Origin of the sequence: Pseudomonas sp. BIGb0278 (assembly GCF_024809895.1) — a bacterium.
Lineage (GTDB): Bacteria > Pseudomonadota > Gammaproteobacteria > Pseudomonadales > Pseudomonadaceae > Aquipseudomonas > Aquipseudomonas shirazensis.
The window spans coordinates 512,547-538,452 of sequence record NZ_JANUEL010000001.1; the positions used below are offsets into that span (position 1 = coordinate 512,547).

General features: G+C 62.5%; 22 protein-coding genes. 8 read left to right on the forward strand and 14 right to left on the reverse strand.

Annotated features, from left to right (window positions below; all coding sequences use genetic code 11):
• Positions 1-26 precede the first annotated feature (26 nt).
• A complete protein-coding gene (nudC, locus tag M2396_RS02285; RefSeq protein WP_150569890.1) occupies positions 27-857 on the forward strand; it encodes an NAD(+) diphosphatase in 831 nt (276 codons plus the stop codon).
• Here nudC and M2396_RS02290 read toward each other — a convergent pair.
• Together M2396_RS02290 and M2396_RS02295 are read right to left on the reverse strand one after the other, a co-directional pair.
• Positions 825-1,604, reverse strand: a complete 780-nt coding sequence (locus M2396_RS02290) for a TSUP family transporter (protein WP_101320867.1) — start codon at positions 1,602-1,604, stop codon at positions 825-827. The genes nudC and M2396_RS02290 overlap by 33 nt on opposite strands.
• Before the next feature lie 106 nt (positions 1,605-1,710).
• Positions 1,711-3,051 (reverse strand): glutamine synthetase family protein, encoded by a 1,341-nt coding sequence (locus M2396_RS02295; protein WP_188036310.1) that lies wholly within the window; start codon positions 3,049-3,051, stop codon positions 1,711-1,713.
• Positions 3,052-3,187: 136 nt separating this feature from the next.
• Here M2396_RS02295 and M2396_RS02300 point away from each other — a divergent pair, with 136 nt between their 5' ends.
• From M2396_RS02300 to M2396_RS02310, 3 genes are all read left to right on the forward strand, one after another.
• A complete protein-coding gene (locus M2396_RS02300) occupies positions 3,188-4,075 on the forward strand; it encodes a LysR substrate-binding domain-containing protein (protein WP_101320864.1) in 888 nt (295 codons plus the stop codon).
• A gap of 96 nt (positions 4,076-4,171) precedes the next feature.
• Positions 4,172-5,281: an agmatine deiminase gene (aguA, locus tag M2396_RS02305; protein WP_188036308.1), complete on the forward strand. Its 1,110-nt coding sequence runs from the start codon at positions 4,172-4,174 to the stop codon at positions 5,279-5,281.
• Complete coding sequence (locus tag M2396_RS02310) at positions 5,281-6,378, forward strand: extracellular solute-binding protein (RefSeq protein WP_259072570.1); 1,098 nt, start codon at positions 5,281-5,283, stop codon at positions 6,376-6,378. Before aguA ends, M2396_RS02310 begins: the two co-directional genes overlap by 1 nt.
• Before the next feature lie 15 nt (positions 6,379-6,393).
• Here M2396_RS02310 and M2396_RS02315 read toward each other — a convergent pair whose 3' ends face one another.
• The 8 genes from M2396_RS02315 to M2396_RS02350 all read right to left on the reverse strand — a co-directional run bounded on the left by M2396_RS02315 (position 6,394) and on the right by M2396_RS02350 (position 16,378).
• Positions 6,394-8,361, reverse strand: a complete 1,968-nt coding sequence (locus M2396_RS02315; RefSeq protein WP_259072572.1) for a DNA topoisomerase III — start codon at positions 8,359-8,361, stop codon at positions 6,394-6,396.
• Between the two features lie 175 nt (positions 8,362-8,536).
• On the reverse strand, positions 8,537-8,971 hold the full coding sequence (locus M2396_RS02320) for a GNAT family N-acetyltransferase (RefSeq protein WP_101320856.1): 435 nt from the start codon (positions 8,969-8,971) through the stop codon (positions 8,537-8,539).
• Positions 8,964-10,130: a cupin domain-containing protein gene (locus tag M2396_RS02325; RefSeq protein WP_150569895.1), complete on the reverse strand. Its 1,167-nt coding sequence runs from the start codon at positions 10,128-10,130 to the stop codon at positions 8,964-8,966. The genes M2396_RS02320 and M2396_RS02325 overlap by 8 nt, the downstream gene beginning before the upstream one ends.
• Positions 10,131-10,211: 81 nt before the next feature.
• Positions 10,212-11,582, reverse strand: coding sequence for an adenylosuccinate lyase (purB, locus tag M2396_RS02330; protein ID WP_101320851.1), 1,371 nt, complete (start codon positions 11,580-11,582; stop codon positions 10,212-10,214).
• Between the two features lie 258 nt (positions 11,583-11,840).
• Positions 11,841-12,467, reverse strand: a complete 627-nt coding sequence (hflD, locus tag M2396_RS02335) for a high frequency lysogenization protein HflD (protein ID WP_101320849.1) — start codon at positions 12,465-12,467, stop codon at positions 11,841-11,843.
• The gene (gene mnmA / locus M2396_RS02340) at positions 12,464-13,588 is read right to left on the reverse strand and encodes a tRNA 2-thiouridine(34) synthase MnmA (RefSeq protein WP_101320847.1); all 1,125 of its coding nucleotides are present in this window, start codon (positions 13,586-13,588) and stop codon (positions 12,464-12,466) included. The genes hflD and mnmA overlap by 4 nt, the downstream gene beginning before the upstream one ends.
• Positions 13,589-13,644: 56 nt before the next feature.
• Positions 13,645-14,085, reverse strand: coding sequence for an NUDIX hydrolase (locus M2396_RS02345; protein WP_101320845.1), 441 nt, complete (start codon positions 14,083-14,085; stop codon positions 13,645-13,647).
• Positions 14,086-14,152: 67 nt separating this feature from the next.
• A complete protein-coding gene (locus tag M2396_RS02350) occupies positions 14,153-16,378 on the reverse strand; it encodes an NADP-dependent isocitrate dehydrogenase (protein ID WP_101320843.1) in 2,226 nt (741 codons plus the stop codon).
• A gap of 427 nt (positions 16,379-16,805) precedes the next feature.
• Between M2396_RS02350 and icd the strand changes: the two genes are divergently transcribed.
• Positions 16,806-18,062 carry an NADP-dependent isocitrate dehydrogenase gene (gene icd / locus M2396_RS02355; protein WP_259072574.1) on the forward strand — a complete coding sequence of 419 codons (1,257 nt, stop codon included), beginning with the start codon at positions 16,806-16,808 and terminating at the stop codon, positions 18,060-18,062.
• Positions 18,063-18,131: 69 nt separating this feature from the next.
• Here icd and cspD read toward each other — a convergent pair whose 3' ends face one another.
• Positions 18,132-18,392, reverse strand: coding sequence for a cold shock domain-containing protein CspD (gene cspD / locus M2396_RS02360; protein WP_310504212.1), 261 nt, complete (start codon positions 18,390-18,392; stop codon positions 18,132-18,134).
• A gap of 228 nt (positions 18,393-18,620) precedes the next feature.
• Between cspD and clpS the strand changes: the two genes are divergently transcribed.
• Together clpS and clpA are read left to right on the forward strand one after the other, a co-directional pair.
• Complete coding sequence (clpS, locus tag M2396_RS02365; protein ID WP_101320839.1) at positions 18,621-18,983, forward strand: ATP-dependent Clp protease adapter ClpS; 363 nt, start codon at positions 18,621-18,623, stop codon at positions 18,981-18,983.
• A 30-nt stretch (positions 18,984-19,013) separates the two neighbouring features.
• Positions 19,014-21,284 (forward strand): ATP-dependent Clp protease ATP-binding subunit ClpA, encoded by a 2,271-nt coding sequence (clpA, locus tag M2396_RS02370; protein ID WP_101320837.1) that lies wholly within the window; start codon positions 19,014-19,016, stop codon positions 21,282-21,284.
• Between the two features lie 87 nt (positions 21,285-21,371).
• Here clpA and infA read toward each other — a convergent pair whose 3' ends face one another.
• From infA to aat, 3 genes are all read right to left on the reverse strand, one after another.
• Positions 21,372-21,590 (reverse strand): translation initiation factor IF-1, encoded by a 219-nt coding sequence (gene infA, locus M2396_RS02375; RefSeq protein ID WP_002553999.1) that lies wholly within the window; start codon positions 21,588-21,590, stop codon positions 21,372-21,374.
• A 102-nt stretch (positions 21,591-21,692) separates the two neighbouring features.
• Positions 21,693-22,400, reverse strand: coding sequence for an arginyltransferase (locus tag M2396_RS02380; protein WP_101320835.1), 708 nt, complete (start codon positions 22,398-22,400; stop codon positions 21,693-21,695).
• A gap of 55 nt (positions 22,401-22,455) precedes the next feature.
• Positions 22,456-23,136, reverse strand: a complete 681-nt coding sequence (aat, locus tag M2396_RS02385; RefSeq protein ID WP_150569897.1) for a leucyl/phenylalanyl-tRNA--protein transferase — start codon at positions 23,134-23,136, stop codon at positions 22,456-22,458.
• A 401-nt stretch (positions 23,137-23,537) separates the two neighbouring features.
• Here aat and ftsK point away from each other — a divergent pair, with 401 nt between their 5' ends.
• Positions 23,538-25,904, forward strand: coding sequence for a DNA translocase FtsK (gene ftsK / locus M2396_RS02390; RefSeq protein WP_178080833.1), 2,367 nt, complete (start codon positions 23,538-23,540; stop codon positions 25,902-25,904).
• Positions 25,905-25,906: the final 2 nt, after the last annotated feature.

Consider the following 25,906-nt stretch of genomic DNA (forward strand, 5'->3'; position numbering starts at 1 on the left):
TGGACGCGCTTGAAGGAAAGCCCACCATGTCAGCACGCTGGACTAGCGCAGTACTCGACCCCAATGTCGCCGGAGGGTTGGCCGTGGCCCGCGGCCCGGACGGGTTTCTGCTGGACGATAACGGCGTGCTGTTCCCGCGTGAATGGCTCAAGCGCCAGGACCTGGACATCCTCTGCGAGCACGGCATCGGTCACTTCGACGGTGAGCCGGTGTTCCTGCTGGAGCTGCGCAGCACTGCTGATGTGAGCGGTTGCGGTTGGCGTGGCCTGCGCCAGTTCATGCTCGAAGGCGACTTCGATATCTACAAGCTGCTTGGCTACGCGGCGCAGATCGGCACCTGGGCGCGTGAGCATCGCTTTTGCGGCAGCTGCGGCCAGGCCATGACCCAGATCCACTGGGAGCGGGCCATGCACTGTGCCCGCTGCGACCTGCGCAGCTATCCGCGCATTTCGCCCAGCATGATCGTGCTGGTCACCCGCGGCGACGAGATTCTGCTGGCGCGCTCACCGCGCTTTGTCACTGGCGTGTACAGCACCCTGGCCGGGTTTGCCGAGCCCGGCGAGTCGGCTGAGGACTGCCTGGTGCGTGAAGTGCGTGAAGAGGTGGCGGTAGAGGTGAAGAACATCCAGTACGTCGGCAGCCAGTGCTGGCCGTTCCCGCACTCGATGATGCTCGGTTTTCACGCCGAGTACGCCGGTGGCGAGATCGTCATGCAGCCGGACGAGATCGAGGATGCACAGTGGTTCAACGTGCATGCCCTGCCGCCACTGCCGGCCGGGCGTTCGATTGCCCGGCACTTGATCGATCTGTATGTGGCGCGCCGCTTAGGCCTGGCCGAACCAGTGCTGCCAGGCTAGGCGCACGGTCAGCGCCAGGACCACGGTGATGAATACCGGGCGGATGAACTTGCTGCCGCCGCTGATTGCCGTGCGTGCGCCAAAGAACGCCCCGACCATCACCGCCAGGCCCATGGCCAGGCCCACGATATAGTCGACCTGACCAGAGGCGATGAACACCGTCAGCGCCGCCGCGTTGCTGACGAAGTTCATGCTCCGCGCCACACCACTGGCGCGGACCAGATCGATCGGATACAGCAGCAGCGTGCTGACTGTCCAGAACGCACCGGTGCCTGGCCCGGCGACGCCATCGTAGAAGCCCAGGGTGAAGCCCTGAGGCAACTGCCAGGTTTTCTTGATCGGCGCATCGGCGTCCAGCGGCGCCTTTGGCGTGCCACCGAACAACAGGTAGATGCCACAGGCAAACACCACCACCGGCAGCATCTTGTTCAGCCACTCCGCCGGCAGGTAATGGGCGATCACCGCGCCGAGCAGGGCACCTACCAGCGTGCCGAACAGCGCCGGACGCCACTGCGCCGGGTGGAACAGCTTGCGCCGGTAGTAGGTGAAGCCGGCGGTGGCCGAGCCGAAGGTCGAGCTGAGTTTGTTGGTGCCCAGCACCAGATGCGGCGGCATGCCCGCGGTCAGTAGCGCAGGGGTAGTCAACAGACCACCGCCGCCGGCAATGGCGTCGATAAAGCCGGCAACAAAGGCAACCAGTGTCAGGATCAGCAGCGTCAGCGGTTCAACGGAGAGTTCGAAAGGCATGAGGATTCGGGCTTAGCGGCAGTGCGCGGCAAAAGGCCGCGGCAAAGGCTGCCATGGTAAACGCCAGCGTCGGGTGTGGCCAGTATCGAGGCGGTTTTGCCGCCCGCTACAAGAACCAGTGATACTCGCGTGCGCTGACTTCATTCATGAAGGCCAGGTGGTCCTGGCGTTTGTTTTCGCAGTACACCTTCACAAACTCCTCACCGAGCCCGGCACTGACCGCAGGATGCGCTTGCATCGCGGCCACCGCGCTAAGCATGTCCTTGGGAAAGTCGATGCCGCTGGTGCGATCATCATTGAGCGGGGCAATCGGCTCTTGTCGGGCCGCCAGGCCTTGCTCCATGCCACAGAGGATTGCCGCCAGCACCAGGTACGGATTGGCGTCGGCGCCGGCCAGGCGGTGCTCGATGCGCAGGTTGCGTGAGTCCGACTCGGGGATGCGAATGCACGCGTCACGATCTTCAAAGCCCCAGCTGGCGCGGCTGGCGGCGTTGACCATGGCACCATAGCGGCGAAACGCATTGTGGTTGCCGGCAAAGATCGGCATGCACTGCGGCAGCAGCGCCAGGCAGCCGGCCACGGCATGGCGCAACGGCCGCTGCTGGTCGGCGGCGAGCACATTGTTGCCGCTGCTGTCGTAAAGGCTGACATGCACGTGCATGCCACTGCCGGGTGCCTGCAGGTAGGGCTTGCTCATGAAGCTGGCGCGCAGGCCGTGCTTGCGCGCCACACCGCGGCTGCTGCGGCAGAACAGGGCGGCCCAGTCGGCGGCGCGCAGGCCGTCGTCGCAGTGGCCGAAGTTGATCTCGAACTGACCCGGGCCGAGTTCTGCGGTGATGACGTTGGCATCGACGCCTTGGGCGTTGGCGGTTTCGACCATGTCGTGCAGCACTTCGCAGAAGCGCGACAACCGCTCGATATGCAGGTTGGGCTGGTCATCGCGATCGCCACTGACCGGGTCGCGGGGAAACTGCGGCAGGCCGTCCTGCAGCGCGCGGTCGAACAGGTAAAACTCCAGCTCGAATGCAACCACCGGGCGAATGCCCCGCGCCTGCAGACGCTGCAGCACCCGGGCGAGGACCTCGCGCGGCTCGAACTCTATGGGCGCATCGGTGCCGTCGGAGCTGATCAGCATCTGCCCCAGTGGCTGCTTTTCCCAGCTGACCGGCTTGAGCGTGCCGGGGATCAGCCGGCGCAGTGCATCCGGGTCGCCATCGTTGAAGCAGTAATCGCCAATCGGGAACAAGCCACCCTGGGCACCGAGCAGCACGCAGTTCTGCGGCAGCTTCAGCGGGCTGCCGGCGGCGAGCTTTTCGAGCATGTCGATGGGGTAGCGTTTACCGTAGAAATGCCCGGGGATGTCCAGGCTGATCAGGTCGACATAGCGCACTTCGGGGTGTTGGCTGCGAAACGCGCGGACTTCGTCCAGCAGGGTAGTGGGGGTCATTGCGAGCTCTAGACGGCGCTGTGATTCAGCCTGAAAAATCTAGCAGCTGGTGCTGGTTTCGCCAGCAAGCTTGTATTTATTGCAACGCCTGGCTGATGCTGGCGATGCCCATCAGCCGCCTGTCAGGACTTCAACCATGCGCCGTCTGCCCTCGCTGACCGCCTTGCGCACGTTCGAGTGCGCCGCTCGCCATGGCCATTTCGGCCGGGCCGCCGCCGAGCTGTGCGTCACCGACAGCGCAGTCAGCCACCAGATTCGCCAGTTAGAAGCGCAACTGGGCGTGGCGTTGTTCGAGCGGGTCGGCCGCCAGGTGCGCCCGAGTGCTGAAGCCGAGCGCCTGCTGCAGCAGTTGCAACAGGCCTTCGAGTTGATCGGCAAGGCCTGTGACGAGCTGCGTGACCCGGCTTCGCAGGCAGTGCTGCGGGTTGCGGTTACGGCAGAGCTGGCGCAAAAATGGCTGATCAATCGCCTGGCTGACTTCAGCAGCCGCTACCCGCACATCACCCTGCATCTACTCGAACAGCCGATCAATGCCGGGGCGCCAGCGCTGGACGTTGACCTGGCGATCACCTACGGCACCAGCGCGCTGGACGCCAGCACGCACTTCGTGCGGCCGTTGCCGCTGCTGCAGTTCTTTCCAGTGTGCAGCCCCGGCCTGTTCAACCAGAGCGCCATGAAGCGCCCGCGCGACCTGTTGCGCCACTGTCTGTTGCACGACGACCAGGACGGCAAGACCTGGACCTCGTGGCTGGCCACCCACGCCGAAGACGGCCAGCCCAACCGCCAGCTGTACTTCCCCCATGCGGCGTTGGCGCTGGAGGCGGCGCTGCTCGGCCAGGGCGTAGCCATGGGCGACAACCTGACCTGCCAGGCCGACCTGCAAAGTGGCCGACTGGTGCGCCCGTTCAGTGCCAGTGTGACCGCGCAGGGGCAGTACGCGCTGGTCTGCGAACGCTTGCGCCTGGAGCGCGGCGCAGTGGGCGACTTCGTTGACTGGTTCATCGAACAGATCAGCGAACCGTGAATTCAATTCACCAATCGCTGAGTTTTCATCGTTGGATGTGCGCCCGCTGGCGGCGTAGCTTCGGCTCATCCCACTCAGTCACGACGAGGTTGACCCATGGCACGTTCGCTCAGCACTACCCCCAAGGCCGATGGTTTCCGCTTGCCCGGCGAGTTCGAAGCCAAGGCCGGCTGCTGGCTCGGTTGGCCGGAGCGGCCGGACGTGTGGCGCAATGGCGCCAAGCCGGCGCAGCAGGTGTGGGTCGAGATCGTCAAGGCGATTGCTAGCAGCGAGCCGGTCACTGTGTGTGCCTCCGCCGCGCAATACGCCAATGCTCGACGCTTGCTACCGGAGGCGGTGCGGGTAGTGGAGATGACTTGCAATGACACCTGGTTTCGCGACAGCGGACCGTGCTTCGTGGTCAACGATGACAGCGGCGAGGTACGCGGCGTCGACTTCGAATTCAACGCCTATGGCGGCCTCGACGGTGGCCTCTACTACCCATGGGACAAGGACGACCAGATCGCTCGCAAGGTCCTCGAGATCGAAAACCTGGACCGCTACCGTGCGCCGTTGATCGCAGAACTCGGCGGCATCCAGAGTGACGGCCAAGGCAGCCTGCTGACCACCGAGCAATGCCTGCTCAACCGCAATCGCAACGCTCATCTGGGCAAAGCAGAAGTGACCCGGCGCCTGCAGGATTACCTTGGTGCCGAGCAGGTGATCTGGCTGCCACGTGGCTGCAAGTTCGATGAAACCGACGGCCATGTCGACGACCTGGCCTGCTTTGTACGGCCCGGCGAGGTGGTGCTGCAATGGACCGACAACCGCGATGACCCGCAGTGGGAGATCTACCAGGAAGCCTACGACATCCTGCGCAGCACCCGCGACAGCCGCGGCCGTGAGCTCAAGGTGCACAAGCTGCCCCAACCCGATGTGCTGCAGTGGACCGCTGCCGAAGCCGCCGGGCTGGATCAGGTCGACGGCACGCATGTGCGCGAAGCCGGCACGCGGATCTGTGCGTCTTACATCAACTACTACGCCGGCAACTCGGCCATCGTCGTGCCGTTGTTCGGCGACCGCAATGACAGTGTGGCCCAGGCGACCCTGGCAGAGCTGTTCCCGGGCAAGCGCATCATCGGCATCGAAAACTCGCGCGAGATTCTGCTCGGCGGCGGCAACGTTGCCTGCATCACCATGCCGCAATACGCCGGAGGACCTCGCTGATGAAAGCCTCTGTGCTGGCACTTGGGTTGGCGCTTGCCGGCAGCGCGGCGGCGGGGCACGCCGCCGATGCGGCGCAGCCCACCGTCAACCTGTACATCTGGGGCGAGTATTTGGCGCCAGACACGCTGAGCAATTTCGAGAAGGAAACCGGCATCCGCGTGGTCGCCGACCACTTCGATTCGCTGGAAACCGCCGAAACCAAACTGCTGACCGGGCGCAGCGGCTATGACCTGGTGCTCAGCGCCGGTCAGCACCTGAGCCGGGGCATTGCCAGCGGCGCGTTGCAGCCGCTGGATAAAAGCCGGCTGCCCCATCTGCAGGGTGTGGGCGAGGAGTTTCGTCAGCACATGGCCGTGTTCGACCCCGGCAACCGCTATGCCGGGACCTACGCCTGGGGCACCACCGGGGTCGGTTTTCAGCAGCAGGCCGTGACCGCACGCCTGAGCGATGCGCCGCTGGACAGCTGGGCGATGCTGTTCGACCCGGCGGTGGTAGCGAAATTTGCCGATTGCGGGGTGAGCCTGCTCAATGACCCCAACGAAGTGTTTGCCGCAGTGATGCGCTACATGGGCCTGGACATCAATCAGCAGCGCCTTGAGGACCTCAGGCTGGCCGAGGCACAACTGCGCAAGATCCGCCCGTACATCCGCTACTTCGACAATGATCGCAACATCAACGACCTGGCCAACGGCGAGACCTGCGTGGCGATGTCGTGGAACGGCAACGTGGCTATCGCCCAGGGCCAGGCGCAGCAGGCGGGCAAGACCTACAACCTCGATTACCGAATCCCCAAGGAGGGCACGTTGATCTGGCTCGACGCGCTGGTGGTGCCCAAGGACGCTCCGCACCCACAGGCGGCCTGGGCCTTGATGGATTACCTGATGCGCCCGGAGGTGATCGCGCCGATCACCGACACCATTCACTACGCCAATGCGATCAGCGCCGCCGACAGCCTGGTCGATGCGCAGATCCGCAACGCCCCCGGCACCTATCCGCCGGCCGAGGTGCGCGCGCGGTTGTACAGCAAGAACGACAATGGCAAGCAATTCAACCGCGAACTGACCCGAGCCTTCAGCCGACTCAAGAGCGGCACCTGAGGCCAGGTCGGTGGCTCAGGTAGTGGCCTTGCGCCTGGCAACCCGTGGCTTGGCCGCCTTGGGCTTGCCGTCGGCCGCTTTGGCCTTGCTGCCCGAGCGGCGCTTCTTGCTCCAGGGCGCCTTCTTACCACCGGCGGGTACCAGCGGGCCGCTGATGGTCATGCGCATGCCGCTACAGCGCTCCACCAGCTTGCCCATCCAGGCCGATTGGCGGGCAACGAATTCCTCGAGGGTCATTTCGCCGCTCTGGACCATGTCCAAAGCCTGCTCCCAGATCGCCGTGGTGCCCGGGTCGGCAATGGCCCGTGGGACGGCGTCAATCAGGCTGAACGCGGCTGGGGTGGCGGCCAGGGCCTTGCCGTTCTTGACCAGATAACCGCGGTCGAGCAGGCCCTGGATGATGCTGGCGCGGGTGGCCTCGGTGCCGATGCCGGTGGTGTCCTTGAGCTTTTGCTTGAGCTTGGGGTCATCCACCAGCTTGGCGACGTTTTTCATCGCCTTGATCAGGTCGCCTTCGGTGAAAGGCTTCGGCGGCTGGGTCCACAGGTCCTTGAGCTGGACGTTGCGCACTGCGCAGACCTGGCCTTGCTGCAAAGCTGGCAGCACCTGCGCCGGCGGCGCTTCACGGCCCTTGGCCGGCGTCAGCGCCTCTGGCAGGGCGCGGCGCCAGCCGGGTTCGACGATCTGCTTGCCGACGGCGCGCAGGGCGTGGCCAGCGCAATCGAAATCAGCCTGGCTGCGGTCGTATTCATGGTTGGGCAGAAATTGCGCCAGGTAACGCGCGCGGATCAGGGTGTAGACGGCCTTGTATTTGGGCGGCAGGCGCGTCGGGTCACTGGCGGCGGCAGTGGGGATGATGCCGTGGTGGGCGCTGACCTTGGCGTCGTTCCAGGCGCGCGAGCGGCGTTGCGGCTGCAGGTGCGCTTGCAGCGGCGCCAGGCTGGCATCGGCGCGCTGCAATGCAGCGAGAATGGCCGGCGCCTCGGCGTGCTGGCTCATTGGCAGAAAGCCGCAGTCGCTGCGCGGGTAGGTGATCAGTTTGTGGGTTTCGTACAAGGCCTGGGCGATGTCGAGGGTTTCCTGGGCGCCGTAGCCGAACTTCTTCGAGCAGATTTCCTGCAGGGTGCCCAGATCGAACGGCAGTGGTGCGGCTTCGCGCACGCGCTCGGTGACCAGCTTGCTGACCTGCGCACTGCCAGCCGCAGCGATATCGGCGGCGGCTTGCTGGGCCAGGCTCTGGTTAAGGCAGCGGGCCTGATCATCGCAGGCGTCTTCAGGCGCGCGCCACTGTGCGTTGAACAGGCTGCCGGCATGCTCAAGCTGCACGTCGATGGCCCAGAACGGAACTGGCACGAAGTCAGCGATGCTGCGATCGCGGTCTACCACCAGGCGCAGGGTCGGGGTTTGCACACGGCCGACGGGCAACACGCCTTGATAACCGGATTGACGCCCGAGCAGGGTGAACAGCCGACTCATGTTCATGCCGATCAGCCAGTCGGCACGCGAACGGCCCAGAGCTGAATGGTACAGGCTGAAGGTCTCGCTGCCGGGCAGCAGCTTGGCCAGAGCCTTGCGGATCGAGGCATCGTCCAGCGCCGACAGCCACAGGCGCTGGATCGGGCCGCGGTACCGGCAGTGCTCGACCAGCTCACGGGCGATCATCTCGCCTTCGCGGTCGGCGTCGGTGGCGATGACCAGTTCGCGCGCTTCGCCAAGCAGGCGTTTGACTGCCTTGAACTGGCTGGCGGTTTTTGGCTTGACCAGCATTTTCCACTGGCCCGGGATGATCGGCAGGTCGTCCAGGCTCCAGCGCTTGTAGCGGGCGTCGTAACTGTCGGGCGGGGCGGTTTCGAGCAGGTGGCCGATGCACCAGGTCACGCACACGTCAGTGCCTTGCCAGCAGCCGTCACCGCGGCGGGTGGCGCCGAGCACTTTGGCGATATCTTTGGCCTGGGAGGGTTTTTCGCAGAGAAACAGGCGCATGGCCGAGAACGCTTCATGGGCAGACGATGAGCGTCAGGATGGACAAAGAAGCGCCGCCAGGCAAGTTTTATCTGTATGCATATACAGCTGGCTGGTGAACCAATGTTGCAGAGCACGCAGCGGGCCATTGCAGCCCGCTGCGAAACAGGGCCGGTTCAAGCGGCCCTGAGGTTGCTCAGGAGAGGTCGCAGGACTCGCGCACCATCTCCACGTGGGGGATGCCGGCCTCGAGGAACTCCTCGCTGACCACCTTGAAACCCAGCCGCTCATAGAACGGCGTGGCATGCACCTGGGCGCTCAGGGTCTGTTGCTTGAGGTCGCGAGCCTGGGCTTCGGCGATCACCGCATGCATCAGCGCGTCGCCCACTTTCAGCCCGCGCCAGTCCTTGAGTACCGAGATGCGGCCGATGGTGCCGTCTGCCAGCAGGCGCGCGGTGCCGATCGGGTAGTCACCCTCAAGGGCCAGGAAATGCACGGCCTGGGGGTCTTCGGCGTCAAATTCCAGCTCAGGCGGAATGTGCTGCTCGGCAACGAACACCGCATCGCGGATGTGGCGGATGTCACTGTTGTCCTTGATCCAATCGGCAAGCCGAACGCTGATTCTATTCATTGGCAAAACCCAAACTTCCTTGTTCGACCAGCTGGCAGACCAGAGTCAGACCTTCTTCATCCTTGAGCCACTGGCCGAGGTTTTCGATGTGCAGCGCATCGGCGGCGCAGATCATTTTCAGCAGATCGCGCAGGTGGCCCGAAAGCAGACGGCTCTGGCCGCTGGCGAACAGCAGCAAATTGTCATCGACCTCCGACCAGGCCAGGCGTGCGCTTGGGTTACGGATAAGAATAGCGCCTTGTTCCAGGCTGTCGATCAGCTCTTCTTCCTTGAGCGGCTCGCCGGCGACCTGCTCAGGGTAGCGTGGCTCGGTCATGAACTGGCCAAACCAGGTCAGCAGCAGGCGCTCGTCACCCATGTGCTCGGCCAGCAGGGCCTTGAGGCGGTCCAGAGCGTCGTGCTGGATCTGGTGCGGGTCGCTGACCGGCTGGGCGTCGGCGTCGCTGTAGCGCTCTTCGTCCGGCAGGAACTGGCTGAGGAAGTCGGTGAAGTGGGTCAGCACTTCAGCAGCGCTTGGCGCGCGGAAACCGACCGAGTAGGTCAGGCAGTTGTCTTCGGCAACGCCGAAGTGGGCCAGGCGTGGTGGCAGGTAGAGCATGTCACCCGGCTCCAGGCGCCACTCGTCGGTCTGCTCGAAGTCAGCCAGGATGCGCAGGTCGGCGTGCTCGAGCAGCTTGCTGTCGCTGTCGCACATCTGGCCGACTTTCCAGTTGCGGGTACCGTAGCCCTGCAGCAGGAACACGTCGTAGTTGTCGAAGTGCGGGCCGACGCTGCCGCCGGGCGCGGCATAGCTGATCATCACATCGTCGATGCGCCAGCTCGGCAGGAAGCGGAAGCTTTCCAGCAGTTCGGCCACTTCTGGCACGAACTGGTCGACCGCTTGCACCAGCAGGGTCCAGTCGCGCTCTGGCAGGGTGGCGAAGTCGTCCTCGGTGAACGGGCCGCGACGCAACTCCCACGGGCGTTCGCCGTGTTCGAGGACCAGGCGCGATTCGACTTCCTCTTCCAGGGCCAGGCCAGCCAGCTCGTCAGGGTCGATCGGGCTTTCGAAGTCGGTGAACGCCTGGCGCACCAGCAATGGCTTCTTCTGCCAGTAGTCACGCAGGAACTCGCGAGCAGTCAAACCGCCAAGCAGCTGAAGTGGAGTATCAGAATTCATGTTCAACCTATTGAAAAAACGTAATTTTCGTCCGGGAATAAAAACGCCCGGCTAGGCCGGGCGTCAGACGCAGGCGTAATCTTAGATACGTTTGGCCTGCGCGACTGCGTTACCTATGTAGGTCGCAGGAGTCAGCTGCTTGAGCTCGGCCTTGGCATCGGCTGGCATGTCCAGGCCATCGATGAAGGTCAGCAGCGCCTCAGGGGTGATGCCTTTGCCACGGGTCAGCTCTTTGAGCTTCTCGTAGGGGTTTTCGATGTTGAAACGACGCATGACGGTCTGGATCGGCTCGGCGAGCACTTCCCAGCAGGCGTCCAGGTCAGCAGCGATGCGCTGAGTGTTGACTTCCAGCTTGCTGATGCCCTTCAGGCTGGCTTCATAGGCGATAACGCTGTGAGCGAAGCCCACACCCAGGTTGCGCAGCACGGTGGAGTCGGTCAGGTCACGCTGCCAGCGCGAAACCGGCAGTTTGCTGGCCAGGTGCTGGAACAGGGCGTTGGCGATACCGAGGTTGCCTTCGGAGTTTTCGAAGTCGATCGGGTTGACCTTGTGCGGCATGGTCGACGAGCCGATTTCACCGGCAACGGTGCGCTGCTTGAAGTAGCCCAGCGAGATGTAGCCCCAGATGTCCCGGTCGAAGTCGATCAGGATGGTGTTGAAGCGGGCGATCGCGTCGAACAGCTCGGCAATGTAGTCGTGCGGCTCGATCTGGGTGGTATACGGGTTGAACTGCAGGCCCAGCTCGTCTTCGATGAAGGCGCGGGCGTTTTCTTCCCAGTCGATCTGCGGGTAGGCCGACAGGTGCGCGTTGTAGTTACCGACGGCGCCGTTGACCTTGCCCATCAGCGGCACGGCAGCGACTTGCGCAATTTGGCGCTCGAGGCGGTAGACGACGTTGGCCATCTCTTTGCCCAGGGTGGTCGGCGAGGCTGGCTGGCCGTGGGTGCGCGACAGCATCGGCACGTCGGCATGCTGGTGGGCGAGCGCGCGGATCGCTTCGGCGATCTGGCGCATCAGCGGCAGCAGCACGTCATCACGGCCCGCGCGCAGCATCAGCGCGTGGGACAGGTTGTTGATGTCCTCGCTGGTGCAGGCGAAGTGGATGAACTCGCTGACGTTGGCCAGCTCAGGCAGTTGTGCAGCCTGCTCCTTGAGCAGGTACTCGATGGCCTTGACGTCGTGGTTGGTGGTGCGTTCGATTTCCTTGACGCGCTCGGCGTGGGCCAGCTGGAAATCACTGGCGAGGGTATCGAGAACGGCGTTGGCCTCGGCCGAGAATGCCGGCACTTCACCGATTTGCGGGTGGGCGGCCAGGCGTTGCAGCCAGCGCACTTCGACCAGGGCGCGGAAACGGATCAGGCCGTATTCGCTGAAAATAGGGCGCAAGGCCTGGGTTTTGCCGGCGTAGCGGCCGTCTACAGGGGAAACCGCAGTGAGCGAGGAAAGCTGCATGGGGTGTTCTCGGACAGTCAGGCTTTTGGAGGGCGCATATCATACATGAAAAATGCGCCGAGGTCGGGTGGCTGACCAAAGGTCGAGCCGTTTCAAAGCTTATCGCGGTCGCTGCAGGAGCGGCCTCGTGTCGCGAAAGGGCTGCGCAGCGGCCCCAAGATTTGTGCCGCACCCTAGGATTGCTGGGCGCGCTTCGCGCACCTTTCGCGACACGAGGCCGCTCCTACATGGACCGTGCCAGGCGGGGATGCGCAGCATTCAGGAATTGGTGCGCATCATGCCGTACAGCTCGTTGAGCAACTTGCGCCGGCTGAATACCAGCTGCCAGCGGTGCCCGCCAAGCTGGCGCCACAGGCGTGCGGCGCGGATCCCGGCCAGCAGCAGTGCGCGGATCTTCGAGGCGTTGCTGGCTTGCTGCAGGAAGCGCATGTCGCCATGCACCTGAATGCGCTGGCGCAAGGTGCTCAGGGTGTCCTGATACAAGGCGCCACTGGAAGCGATGACATTCTCGTGGGTCAGGCCGAAGTGATCGGCCTGACCCTGGATTTGCGGCAGGCGGTTGCCGATGGTTTCCAGCAGGTCGCCACGCTTGGCCAGCTGGCGCTCGAGGCCGAGCATCGACAGGGCATAGCGCAGCGGCTCGCGCTGCAGGCTGCTGGGCTCGCGCTCGAGTGCGCCGACCAGGGCGCGGTAACCGTCGCGCAGGTTAAGGTCATCACCACCGAACACCTCGAGGGTGTCCTTGGGATCCATCACCAGCAGGCTGCCAAGCATGCAGCCAAGCTCGGCGTCATTGGACTGGCCGGTGCGTGCCAGCTTGTCGACCAGCACTGCAGCCTGAAACACGCCGCCCAGGGCAATCAACTGCTCGTGCAGGTTGCTCATGGGCGCGGGCTCCACGGCTCAGCAGTCTCGATCACGCCGCCGCCCAGGCACACCTCGCCATCATAGAACACCACCGACTGGCCGGGGGTGACCGCACGTTGCGGCTCGTCGAACACGGCGCGGTAGCCGCTTTCGGTGCGTTCCAGGGTGCAGCCCTGGTCGCCCTGGCGATAGCGCACCTTGGCCGTGAGGCGGCGCGGGGTGGCGAGGTCGATCGGGTTGACCCAGAAGATGTCCGAGGCGAGCAGGGCGCGGGAGAACAACCATGGGTGCTCGTTGCCCTGGCCGACCACCAGCACGTTGCGGGCGAGGTCCTTGACCAGCACGTACCACGGGTCGTCACCGGCGTCCTTGAGGCCGCCGATGCCCAGGCCCTGGCGCTGGCCGATGGTGTGGTACATCAGGCCGTGGTGGCGACCGATGACTTCACCTTCGGTGGTTTCGATGTTGCCCGGCTGGGCCGGCAGGTACTGCTTGAGGAAGTCGCTGAAGCGCCGCTCGCCAATGAAGCAGATGCCGGTGGAGTCCTTTTTCTTGGCAGTAGCCAGGCCATGTTTCTCGGCGATGGCGCGCACTTCGGGTTTTTCCAGCTCGCCGACCGGGAACAGGGTGCGGGCGATTTCCTTGCCGCCGACGGCATGCAGGAAGTAGCTCTGGTCCTTGTTCGGGTCCAGGCCCTTGAGCAGCTCGGTCAGCTCGCCGGTGTCGCGCCGGCGTACATAGTGACCGGTGGCGATCAGGTCGGCACCGAGCGACAGCGCGTAGTCGAGGAAGGCCTTGAACTTGATCTCGCGGTTGCAGAGGATGTCCGGGTTTGGCGTGCGCCCAGCCTTGTACTCTTCAAGGAAGTGCTCGAACACGTTGTCCCAGTACTCGGCGGCAAAGTTGGCCGTGTGCAGCTTGATGCCAATGCGATCGCACACGGCCTGGGCGTCGGCCAGGTCTTCGCGGGCGGTGCAGTAGTCGGTGCCGTCGTCCTCTTCCCAGTTTTTCATGAACAGACCTTCCACCTGGTAGCCCTGCTCGATCAGCAGAAGGGCGGAGACGGAAGAGTCGACGCCGCCGGACATGCCGACGATGACGCGGGTCTTGGCGGGGTCTTTGAGTGCTGGGCTGGTCATGGCTACCGATGTGTATCAGGGAAAAAGGTCGATTCTATCAGGCCCGCTCGTGCGCGTCAGTCGCGCAGCAAGGCGAGGCTGTGCAGCGGGCCTGCCAGGTAGTCGTCGATGCAGCGCGGCACCAGCTCGCTGCGCCAGCGTTGTGGCTCGGCCAGCAGCTCGGCGCGGGTCATCCACAGCGCGCGGGTTATATCGCTGTCGAGGGCGCGTTGCGGATGGTGCCGGACGGGGCGGGCAGCGAAGCAGATGCGTTGGTAGGTGACGCCGTTACTGGGGGCGGTGTATAGGTAGATGCCCACCACGCCGGTCAGTTCGACGTCCCAGGCGGTTTCTTCGAGGGTTTCGCGCAGGGCGGCCTGCTGCAGGGTTTCGTTGGGCTCGAGGTGGCCGGCCGGTTGGTTGAAGACGTGCTGGCCGGCTTTGAATTCCTCGACGAAGAGGAAGCGGCCCTGGTCTTCGACCACGGTGGCTACGGTGATGTGGGGGTGCCAGGTCATAGTGGAATCCTGAAAAGCACAAACCCCGGTGCGTGGCCGGGGTTTGTGGGGTTACTTCAAGCGAACCTTACAGCGCAGCAATCGCGTTGTTGAGGGTCTGGCTTGGACGCATCACCTTGGCGGTCAGCTCGGCATCCGGGGCGTAGTAGCCACCGATGTCGACTGGCTTGCCCTGTACGGCGTTGAGTTCGGCGACGATGGTCGCTTCGTTCTCGGTCAGGGTCTTGGCCAGCGGGGCGAAGCGCGCTTGCAGCGCAGCGTCGTCGCTCTGCGCAGCCAGGGCCTGAGCCCAGTACAGGGTCAGGTAGAAGTGGCTACCGCGGTTGTCGATACCGCCAACCTTGCGCGAAGGCGACTTGTTGTTGTCGAGGAACTTGCCGGTAGCCTGATCCAGGGTGTTGGCCAGAACCTTGGCACGTGGGTTGGCGTAGGTGTCGCCCAGGTGCTCGAGCGAGGCCGCCAGAGCGAGGAATTCACCCAGCGAATCCCAACGCAGGAAGTTCTCTTCGACCAGCTGCTGCACGTGTTTGGGTGCCGAACCGCCAGCGCCGGTTTCGAACAGGCCACCGCCGTTCATCAGCGGCACGATCGACAGCATCTTGGCGCTGGTGCCGAGCTCCATGATCGGGAACAGGTCGGTCAGGTAGTCGCGCAGAACGTTGCCGGTCACCGAGATGGTGTCCTTGCCTTCGCGGATACGGGCCAGGGAGAACTTGATCGCCTCGACCGGCGGCAGGACGCGAATGTCCAGGCCAGTGGTGTCGTGGTCTTTCAGGTACTTCTGGACTTTCTCGATCATCACGCCGTCGTGGGCGCGTTCCGGGTCGAGCCAGAACACCGCTGGGGTACCGCTCAGGCGGGCACGGTTGACGGCCAGCTTGACCCAGTCCTGGATCGGCGCGTCTTTGGTCTGGCACATGCGGAAGATGTCGCCGGCTTCGACGTTCTGTTGCAGAACCACGTTGCCTTTGCCATCAACGACGCGCACGACGCCATCGGCCTTGATTTCGAAGGTCTTGTCGTGGGAGCCGTACTCTTCGGCTTTCTGCGCCATCAGGCCAACGTTCGGTACGCTGCCCATGGTGGTCGGGTCGAAGGCGCCGTTGACCTTGCAGTCTTCGATGGCAGCCTGGTAGATACCGGCGTAGCAGCGGTCCGGGATCACGGCCTTGGCGTCTTGCAGCTCGCCGGCAGTGTTCCACATCTTGCCCGAATCACGGATCATGGCCGGCATCGAGGCGTCGACGATTACGTCGCTCGGCACGTGCAGGTTGGTGATGCCTTTGTCGGAGTTGACCATGGCCAGGGCTGGACGTACGGCGTAGAGGGCCTGGATGTCGGCTTCGATCTGCGCTTGCTGGTCAGCTGGCAGGTCCTTGATGCGGGCGTACAGGTCGCCGATGCCGTTGTTGGCATTGAAGCCGATGTCAGCCAGCGCTGCAGCGTGCTTGGTCAGCACTTCACCGTAGAACTCTTCGACGATGACGCCGAACATGATCGGGTCGGAAACCTTCATCATGGTTGCTTTCAAGTGCACCGAAAGCAGTACGCCGCTGGCCTTGGCATCGGCGATCTGCTCGGCGATGAAGGCTTTCAGGGCTTTGCGGCTCATGGTCGCGCAGTCAACCACTTCTGCGGCTTTGACAGCAGTTTTTTCCTTCAGAACGGTAGTTGCGCCGTTCTTGTCCAGCAGTTCGATGCGCAGGCTGTCGTCAGCTTCGATCAGTGCGGCTTTTTCGCTGCCGTAGAAGTCGCCTTGGCTCATGTGGGCCACGTGCGATTTCGAATCGGAAGCCCAGGCGCCCATTTTGTGCGGGTGCTTGCGAGCGTAGTTCTTGACCGAAAGCGGCGCGCGGCGGTCGGAGTTGCCTTCGCGCAGTACCGGGTTCACGGCGCTGCCCTTGATGCGGTCGTAGCGCGCGCGGGATTCTTTTTCGGCAGCGCTGGCAGGCTCGTCGGCGTAGTCAGGGACGGCGTAACCCTTGGCTTGCAGTTCCTTGATCGCAGCCTTGAGCTGAGGCACCGAGGCCGAGATGTTCGGCAGCTTGATGATGTTGGCTTCAGGGGTGGTGGCCAGTTGGCCCAGCTCCGCCAGATGATCGCTTACCTGCTTGTCTGCGCCGAGTTGCTCCGGGAATGCCGCAAGGATACGGCCAGCCAGGGAGATGTCGCGAGTTTCGACGGCGATGTCAGCCGAGGCGGTGAACGCTTCGACGATCGGCAGCAGCGAATAGGTGGCGAGGGCAGGGGCTTCGTCGGTGAAGGTATAGATGATCTTAGAGCGGGTGGGCATGCGGGTTAACTCTCTGTTTTGCTGAGCGTACTCGAGTCTCGGGGTGCGCTGGGTAGGCGCATCGCCCACGGCGCGCCATGGGCAAAAGGTCGAGAGGCTACGAGCGGTGATGGTGGATGCATCAGTCGAGCGTCAAGCGGCTGGGATGCGGTAACAGCCCAGACTTTGTGGCCTTCGAGGGCCGGGGGCAAGCCGCGATTTCCGGGGATTCGCCCCCATGACCTTACGGTCAGGGCCGGAGTATACCAAACCCTTTGGGCTAATCAGCAAGGCCAAGTGGTATCAGCGCATTTATAAGACCAAAGACTTACCTGCAATGTGGTGCATTGCCGCAGGTACAAGCCCGGCCTTGCAGGTCGGCAGATGTGGTTTAGGCTGATTGGATCGCATGATGTCCAACCACACCCGACTCCGGAGTAGTGCAAGCATGGGATACCAGAAAATCACGGTGCCGACCGACGGCGCCAGGATCACCGTCAATGTCGACCATTCGCTCAATGTGCCCGACAACCCGATCATTCCTTATATCGAAGGCGATGGCATCGGGGTCGATGTTTCCCCGGTGATGATCAAGGTAGTCGATGCCGCCGTGCACAAGGCCTACGCCGGCAAGCGCAAGATCGCCTGGATGGAGGTCTATGCCGGTGAAAAAGCTACGCAGGTGTATGACCAGGACACCTGGCTGCCGCAAGAGACCCTCGACGCAGTCAAAGAATACGTGGTGTCGATCAAAGGCCCGCTGACTACGCCGGTCGGTGGCGGCATCCGCTCGCTGAACGTGGCCCTGCGTCAACAGCTTGACCTGTATGTGTGTCTGCGCCCGGTGGTGTGGTTCGAGGGTGTGCCGAGTCCGGTGAAAAAGCCGGGAGACGTCGACATGGTGATCTTCCGGGAAAACTCCGAAGACATTTATGCCGGCATCGAGTGGAAGGCCGGTTCGCCCGAAGCCATCAAAGTGATCAAGTTTCTCAAGGAGGAAATGGGCGTCACCAAGATTCGCTTCGACCAGGACTGCGGCATCGGCGTCAAGCCGGTCTCCAAGGAAGGCACCAAGCGCCTGGTGCGCAAGGCGTTGCAGTATGTGGTCGACAATGACCGCGAGTCGCTGACCCTGGTCCACAAGGGCAACATCATGAAATTCACCGAGGGCGCGTTCAAGGACTGGGGCTACGAGGTGGCCAAGGAAGAATTCGGCGCCGAGTTGCTCGATGGCGGGCCGTGGATGCAGTTCACCAACCCCAAGAGTGGCAAGAACGTGGTGGTCAAGGATGCGATCGCCGATGCCATGCTGCAGCAGATCCTGCTGCGCCCGGCAGAGTATGACGTGATTGCCACGCTCAACCTGAACGGTGACTACCTGTCCGATGCGCTGGCGGCAGAAGTGGGCGGGATTGGCATCGCGCCTGGGGCGAACCTGTCGGATACGGTGGCAATGTTCGAAGCGACGCACGGTACCGCGCCCAAGTATGCCGGCCAGGACAAGGTCAACCCGGGGTCGGTTATCCTCTCGGCCGAAATGATGCTGCGGCATATGGGCTGGACCGAGGCTGCCGACCTGATCATCAAAGGGACCAACGGCGCAATTGCGGCGAAAACCGTTACCTATGATTTCGAGCGCCTGATGGACGGCGCCACGCTGGTGGGTAGCTCAGGCTTTGGCGATGAGATGATCAAACACATGTAGACACGAAAAAACCGATCGCCTCGTTCAAGAGGCGATCGGCCCGTTCACATCTCAGCGGCAAACAAATGGTCAGACAGTGGCCTTCGTGCGTTCGGTCGCCGGATCTGCTGAACTTTTGACCTCGGCTTTGGCGTCGCTGATGTTCACCGCGTGCAGGCCCTTGGGGCCCTGGATGATTTCGAACTTGACCAGCTGGCCGGCCTTCAGCGTCTTGTATCCGTCCATTACGATGGCCGAATAGTGGGCAAAGAGGTCTTCAGTCTTGCCGTCCTCGTTGATGAACCCATAGCCCTTGGCATTGTTGAACCACTTGACTTTACCGCTTGTCATCCCTATGTCCCTCTGCAAAGGACTCCATCACTGGAGTATCATCCACGTATCCGCATACGAACCTTGCGAAAAATCTGGTTGACTGCGCGGATCTTTATCGCCCACGGTGGGTTCTATTGGTTGTAACACCGTTTTGCCGATAGTCAAGGTCATGCGGCGCCTGCGCCGGCGCCAGCTCTATGCGGTCAACCCACAACCTTAACTTGTCGATGTGATGAAATTCTTTCCATGCATGCACACAGTCAGATTCGACTAACATTCAATCAGGATGGTCCTCAGACCAACGAGGACGATGGCTCCGGTCTGGCTGTTCAAGAAGCCAAGCCGATCCTGCAGGCGCCACCCATGTACAAGGTGGTTTTATTCAACGATGACTACACGCCAATGGATTTCGTCGTCGAAGTGCTCGAGACGTTCTTTAGTTTGAACCGCGAGCTGGCGACCAAGATCATGCTGACCGTCCATACCGAAGGGCGGGCAGTATGCGGATTGTTTACCCGCGATATCGCCGAAACGAAGGCGACGCAGGTCAACCAATACGCCCGGGAGAGCCAGCATCCGCTACTCTGTGAAATCGAGAAGGACGGTTAATCGCCGACCACTTGGGTATGAGGTGAAGCTATGTTAAACCGCGAGCTCGAAGTCACCCTCAATCTGGCCTTCAAGGAGGCCCGTTCGAAGCGTCATGAGTTCATGACCGTCGAACATCTGCTGTTGGCACTCCTTGACAATGAGGCGGCCGCAACCGTTCTACGCGCCTGTGGCGCCAATCTCGACAAGCTCAAGCACGACCTGCAAGAGTTCATCGACTCCACTACCCCCCTGATCCCGGTGCACGACGAAGACCGCGAAACCCAGCCAACCCTGGGCTTCCAGCGCGTGCTGCAACGCGCGGTGTTCCATGTGCAGAGTTCGGGCAAGCGTGAAGTGACCGGCGCCAATGTGCTGGTGGCTATCTTCAGCGAGCAGGAAAGTCAGGCCGTGTTTCTGCTCAAGCAGCAGAGCGTGGCCCGTATCGACGTGGTCAACTTCATTGCCCACGGCATTTCCAAGGTGCCAGGCCATGGGCCGAGCGCCGACAGCGACCAGGACATGCAGGATGAAGAGGGTGGCGAAACGTCGTCCTCGAGCAATCCGCTGGATACCTACGCCAGCAACCTCAACGAGCAGGCGCGTCAGGGTCGTATCGACCCTTTGGTAGGCCGTGAGCAAGAAGTCGAGCGGGTAGCGCAGATTCTCGCTCGCCGGCGCAAGAACAACCCGTTGCTGGTCGGTGAAGCGGGCGTCGGCAAGACGGCCATCGCCGAAGGCCTGGCCAAACGTATCGTCGACGGTCAGGTGCCTGATCTGCTGGCGCAGAGCGTGGTCTATTCGCTCGATCTCGGCGCACTGCTGGCTGGGACGAAGTACCGTGGCGACTTCGAGAAGCGCTTCAAGGCGCTGTTGGGTGAGCTGAAAAAACGTCCGCAGGCCATCCTGTTCATCGATGAGATCCACACCATCATCGGTGCCGGCGCGGCCTCGGGCGGGGTAATGGATGCGTCCAACCTGCTCAAGCCACTGCTCTCATCAGGTGATATCCGCTGCATCGGCTCGACTACCTTCCAGGAATTTCGTGGCATCTTCGAGAAGGACCGGGCGCTGGCGCGGCGCTTCCAGAAGGTCGATGTGTCGGAGCCGTCGGTGGAAGACACCGTGGGTATCCTGCGTGGGCTGAAAGGCCGCTTCGAGTCGCATCACCACATCGAGTACAGCGACGAGGCCCTGCGCGCCGCTGCCGAGCTCGCTGCGCGCTATATCAATGATCGGCATATGCCGGACAAGGCCATCGACGTGATCGACGAGGCGGGCGCCTACCAGCGTCTGCAGCCAGAGGCCAATCGGGTCAAGCGCATCGAAGTGGCGCAGGTCGAAGATATCGTCGCGAAAATCGCTCGGATTCCGCCAAAGCACGTGTCCAGTTCCGACAAGGAGCTGCTGCGTAACCTGGAACGCGACCTGAAACTGACCGTATTTGGTCAGGACCCAGCGATCGACTCGCTGTCGACTGCGATCAAGCTGTCGCGAGCCGGCCTCAAGGCCCCGGACAAGCCCGTAGGCTCGTTCCTGTTCGCTGGCCCTACCGGCGTCGGCAAAACCGAGGCTGCGCGTCAGCTGGCCAAGGCGCTGGGCGTTGAGCTGGTGCGCTTCGACATGTCCGAGTACATGGAACGGCACACTGTGTCGCGCCTGATCGGTGCGCCGCCAGGCTATGTCGGTTTCGACCAAGGTGGCTTGCTCACCGAGGCGATTACCAAGCAGCCGCACTGCGTACTGCTGCTCGACGAGATCGAGAAGGCACACCCGGAAGTCTTCAACCTGCTGCTGCAGGTGATGGACCACGGTACCCTGACCGACAACAACGGGCGCAAGGCGGACTTCCGCAACGTGATTCTGATCATGACCACCAACGCCGGCGCCGAAACCGCTGCGCGGGCTTCGATTGGCTTCACTCATCAGGACCATGCGTCGGATGCGATGGAAGTCATTCGCAAGAGCTTCACGCCGGAATTCCGCAACCGCCTGGATACCATCATCCAGTTCGGTCGCCTGAGCCACGAGACGATCAAAAGCATCGTCGACAAGTTCCTTATCGAACTGCAGGCTCAGCTGGAAGACAAGCGTGTACTGCTTGAGGTCAGTGATGAGGCACGTGGCTGGCTGGCTGCCAGCGGCTATGACGTGCAGATGGGTGCCCGGCCGATGGCACGGCTTATCCAGGACAAGATCAAGCGGCCCTTGGCTGAAGAGATCCTGTTCGGTGAGCTGGCCGAGCATGGCGGCGTGGTGCACATCGAGCTACGTGATGGCGAGTTGGTGTTCGACTTCGAGACCACTGCCGAAGTGGCGTGATCGAGCAGAGTGGGCCGCCTCGGCGGCCCTTTTTCTTTGGCCACAAAAAAGCCCGGCACATTGGCCGGGCTTTTTCATGACTGGAGCTTAACGGGCGCGGTAGGTGATGCGGCCCTTGCTCAGGTCGTAAGGCGTCAGCTCGACGCGGACCTTGTCGCCAGTGAGAATACGGATGTAGTTCTTGCGCATTTTTCCGGAGATATGCGCGGTTACGACGTGCCCATTTTCCAACTCCACGCGGAACATGGTGTTGGGCAGGGTGTCGACGACAGTGCCTTCCATTTCGAAGCTGTCTTCTTTCGACATGCAGTAAAGCCCTCGGTATCCAGTGTAGGCCCGACGCGCAACTGCACCGGGCAAAAAAGTGGCGTGGATTATGCCCGAAAAGAGTATTTCAAGCCAATGCTTTCAATTGAGGCTGACCCAACGTTGGTTGATCAGCAGTTCGATGGGGCGATACTGGGTCTTGTAACTCATCTTTTTGCAGTTCTTGATCCAGTAGCCAAGGTACACCGCCTCAAGGTTCTGGCGCAGTGCATCGCTGATCTGCCAGAGAATGGCGAAGCGCCCCAGACTGCGGCGTTCTTCATCCGGCTCGTAGAAGGTGTACACCGCCGACAGCCCGTTGGGCAGCATATCGCATACCGCCACCGCAAGCAGCCGCCCATTCAGGCGAAACTCATAGAACCAGCAGAATGGCAGATCGCGCACCAGAAAGGTGGAAAACTGATCGCGACTGGGTGGATACATGTCGCCGTCGCTGTGGCGCTGCTCGATGTAGCGCCGGTACAGGTCGAAGTATTCCTCCTTGAACGATGGCCGGGCGGCAGTTACCTGCAGGTCGCTGTTGCGCTTGAGGATACGCCGCTGCTGGCGATTGGGGATGAAGCGGGCGACGGGGATGCGCGCCGGTACGCAGGCGTTGCAGTTCTGGCAATGCGGGCGATACAGGTGGTCGCCACTGCGGCGAAAGCCCATTTCGGAGAGGTCGGCATACACATCGACGTCCATCGGCTGGCTAGGGTCGAGGAACAGCGTGGTGGCCTGCTCATCGGGCAGGTAGCTGCAGGAGTGGGGCTGAGTGGCATAGAACTTCAACCGCGCCAACTCTGTCATGATCGACCCCTCGGCAAGACGTAGTCCTAAGTGTAAGCCAGCTGGGCAAACTCGCCTAGCGAACCCAGCTGATGTCGACGGTCTGGTCGAGGTCGCGTGCGAGGTGCTCGGCAAAGCTGGCGCGGCTGATTTCGCGGGCGCCGAGGCTGTGCAGGTGGTTGGTTGGCATCTGGCAGTCGATCAGGACGAAACCCGCCGCACGCAGATGCTCGACCAGGGTAACGAAGCCCACTTTGGAGGCGTTGTCGGCGCGGCTGAACATCGACTCGCCAAAAAACAGCCGGCCCATGGCCAGGCCGTACAGGCCGCCGACCAGCTCGCCGTTCTCGCGTACTTCCACCGAATGGGCGAAGCCGCGCCGGTGCAGCTCGCAGTAGGCTGCGCGCATGGGGTCGGTGATCCAGGTGCCGTCGGTGTAGTCGCGTGGCGCTGCACAAGCGGCAATTACCGTTTCGAAGTCAGTATCGAAACTGACCTGGTAACGCTGCTGGCGGATCAGCTTGGCCAGCGAGCGTGACACGTGCAGCTCGTCGGGGAACAACACCGTGCGTGGGTCGGGTGACCACCAGAGAATGGGCTGACCATCCTGAAACCACGGAAAGCAGCCATGCCGATAGGCCTGAACCAAGCGCTCAGGGCTCAGGTCACCGCCAGCGGCAAGTAATCCGTTGGGCTCCTGCAGAGCCTTTGTCAGGGGCGGAAAGGTCAGCGAGTCGCGGGTCAGCCAGGTCAGCATGGGCGTCATGTGCAGTGGGGGAGGGGAGGGCTGACAGCATGGCCCGCCCTCGTCAGCAGGTCAATCCAACGCCAACCCGCAGCGCTGACGCTCGCCAAGGCAATTGCCAGCAGATTTTTCAGGCAATCGGCACCAACCCGAGGCTTTGTTGTCACACCTGTGCAAAAACACAGCATAAGCCTTTGTCACGCAAGGCAATGCGTGCTCAAATTGCACCCATGAAAGTTTGCTCACCGTTCGCGCCCATCCGGCGCGCCGCCATGGCGGCTGGCGGGCAGTAATGTTAAAAGTACGGGTTCATTGACCGGAATCGGGTCGATCACTACTGGACGCGCAGCAAGCGCAGGAATAGACGCGTTTTGAAGAAATCCACCGCAACTCCGCCCCCTCTGCCGGTACCGATGTGGCGCCAGCAGTTGCATTATCGCCTCAAGGAAGGTGCGCTGATCGCCGTCGGCGCGCTGTGCCTGTACCTGTGGATGGCGCTGCTGACCTACGACACCGCCGACCCAGGCTTCACCCACACCAGCAATGTCGATCAGGTACAGAACGCGGCTGGCCGCGCTGGCGCGTACTTCGCCGACATTCTGTTCATGGTGCTGGGCTACTTCGCCTATATCTTCCCGTTGCTGCTGGGGATCAAGACCTGGCAGATCTTCCGTGAGCGCCATCAGCCGTGGCAGTGGAGTGGCTGGTTGTTCTCCTGGCGGCTGATTGGTCTGGTGTTTCTGGTGTTGTCGGGTGCAGCCCTGGCCCATATCCATTTCCACCCGTCGGCAAGCCTGCCGTTCTCGGCCGGCGGCGCGCTGGGCGAGAGCCTCGGCGACCTGGCCCGCAGCCTGTTGAATGTGCAGGGCAGCACCCTGATGTTCATTGCCCTGTTCCTGTTCGGCCTGACGGTGTTCACCGATCTGTCCTGGTTCAAGGTCATGGACATGACCGGCAAGATCACCCTCGACCTGTTCGAGCTGGTGCAAGGTGCGGCCAATCGCTGGTGGGAAGCTCGCAACGAGCGCAAGCGCCTGGTGGCGCAGCTGCGTGAGGTCGACGAGCAGGTCGACACGGTCGTAGCGCCGGTGGTGGCCGACAAGCGCGAGCAGCTCAAGGCGCGCGAACGCATCATCGAGCGTGACGACGCGCTGACCAAGCACGTTGCCCAGCGCGTGCAGCAGCCGGCGCCGGTGATCATGCCAGCCCCGGTCAAGGCGCCGGAGCCGAGCAAACGCATCCTCAAGGAAAAACAGACGCCGCTGTTCGTCGACAGTGCCGTCGAAGGCACTCTGCCGCCGATCTCGATCCTCGATCCGGCAGAAGAAAAGAAAATCGAATACTCGCCAGAATCCCTGGCCGGTGTTGGCCATCTGCTGGAAATCAAGCTCAAGGAGTTTGGTGTCGAGGTCTCGGTTGACTCGATCCATCCTGGCCCGGTGATCACCCGTTACGAGATCCAGCCGGCAGCCGGGGTCAAGGTCAGCCGTATCGCCAACCTGGCCAAGGATCTGGCCCGTTCCCTGGCCGTAACCAGCGTGCGGGTGGTCGAGGTGATCCCCGGCAAGACCACCGTCGGTATCGAGATCCCCAACGAGAACCGGCAGATGGTGCGCTTCTCCGAGGTGCTGTCGTCGTCCCAGTACGATGACGCCAAGTCGCCAGTAGCATTGGCCCTGGGTCACGACATCGGCGGCAAGCCGGTGATCACCGACCTGGCCAAGATGCCGCACTTGCTGGTGGCCGGTACCACCGGCTCGGGTAAGTCGGTGGGGGTCAACGCCATGATCCTGTCGATCCTGTTCAAGTCCGGCCCGGAAGACGCCCGCTTGATCATGATCGACCCGAAAATGCTCGAGCTGTCGATCTACGAAGGCATTCCGCACCTGCTCTGCCCGGTCGTTACCGACATGAAGGACGCAGCCAACGCCCTGCGCTGGAGCGTTGCCGAAATGGAGCGCCGCTACAAGCTGATGGCGGCCATGGGCGTACGGAACCTGGCCGGCTTCAACCGCAAGATCAAGGACGCCCAGGAGGCTGGCGAGGTCATTCATGACCCGTTGTACCGTCGTGAGAGCATGGATGACGAGCCGCCAACCCTGAAAACCTTGCCGACCATCGTTGTGGTGGTCGACGAGTTCGCCGACATGATGATGATCGTCGGCAAGAAGGTCGAAGAACTGATCGCCCGTATCGCGCAGAAGGCGCGGGCGGCAGGTATTCACCTGATCCTCGCTACCCAACGGCCATCGGTTGACGTCATCACCGGCCTGATCAAGGCCAACATCCCGACCCGTATGGCGTTCCAGGTGTCGAGCAAGATCGACTCGCGGACCATCATCGACCAGGGTGGCGCCGAGCAGCTGCTGGGTCACGGTGACATGCTCTACATGCCGCCGGGCACCAGCCTGCCGATCCGCGTGCACGGTGCCTTTGTTTCCGACGAAGAAGTCCACCGCGTGGTGGAAGCGTGGAAGCTGCGTGGCGCGCCGGACTACAACGACGACATCCTCAACGGTGTCGAAGAGGCCGGCAGCGGCTTTGAAGGCAGCAGCGGTGGCGGTGATGACGATGCCGAAACCGACGCCCTGTATGACGAAGCCGTGCAGTTCGTACTTGAAAGCCGCCGCGCCTCGATCTCGGCGGTGCAGCGCAAGCTGAAAATCGGCTATAACCGCGCCGCGCGGATGATCGAGTCGATGGAAATGGCCGGGGTAGTCACCGCCATGAACACCAACGGCTCGCGCGAAGTGATTGCGCCGGGCGGCCCACGCGATTGATC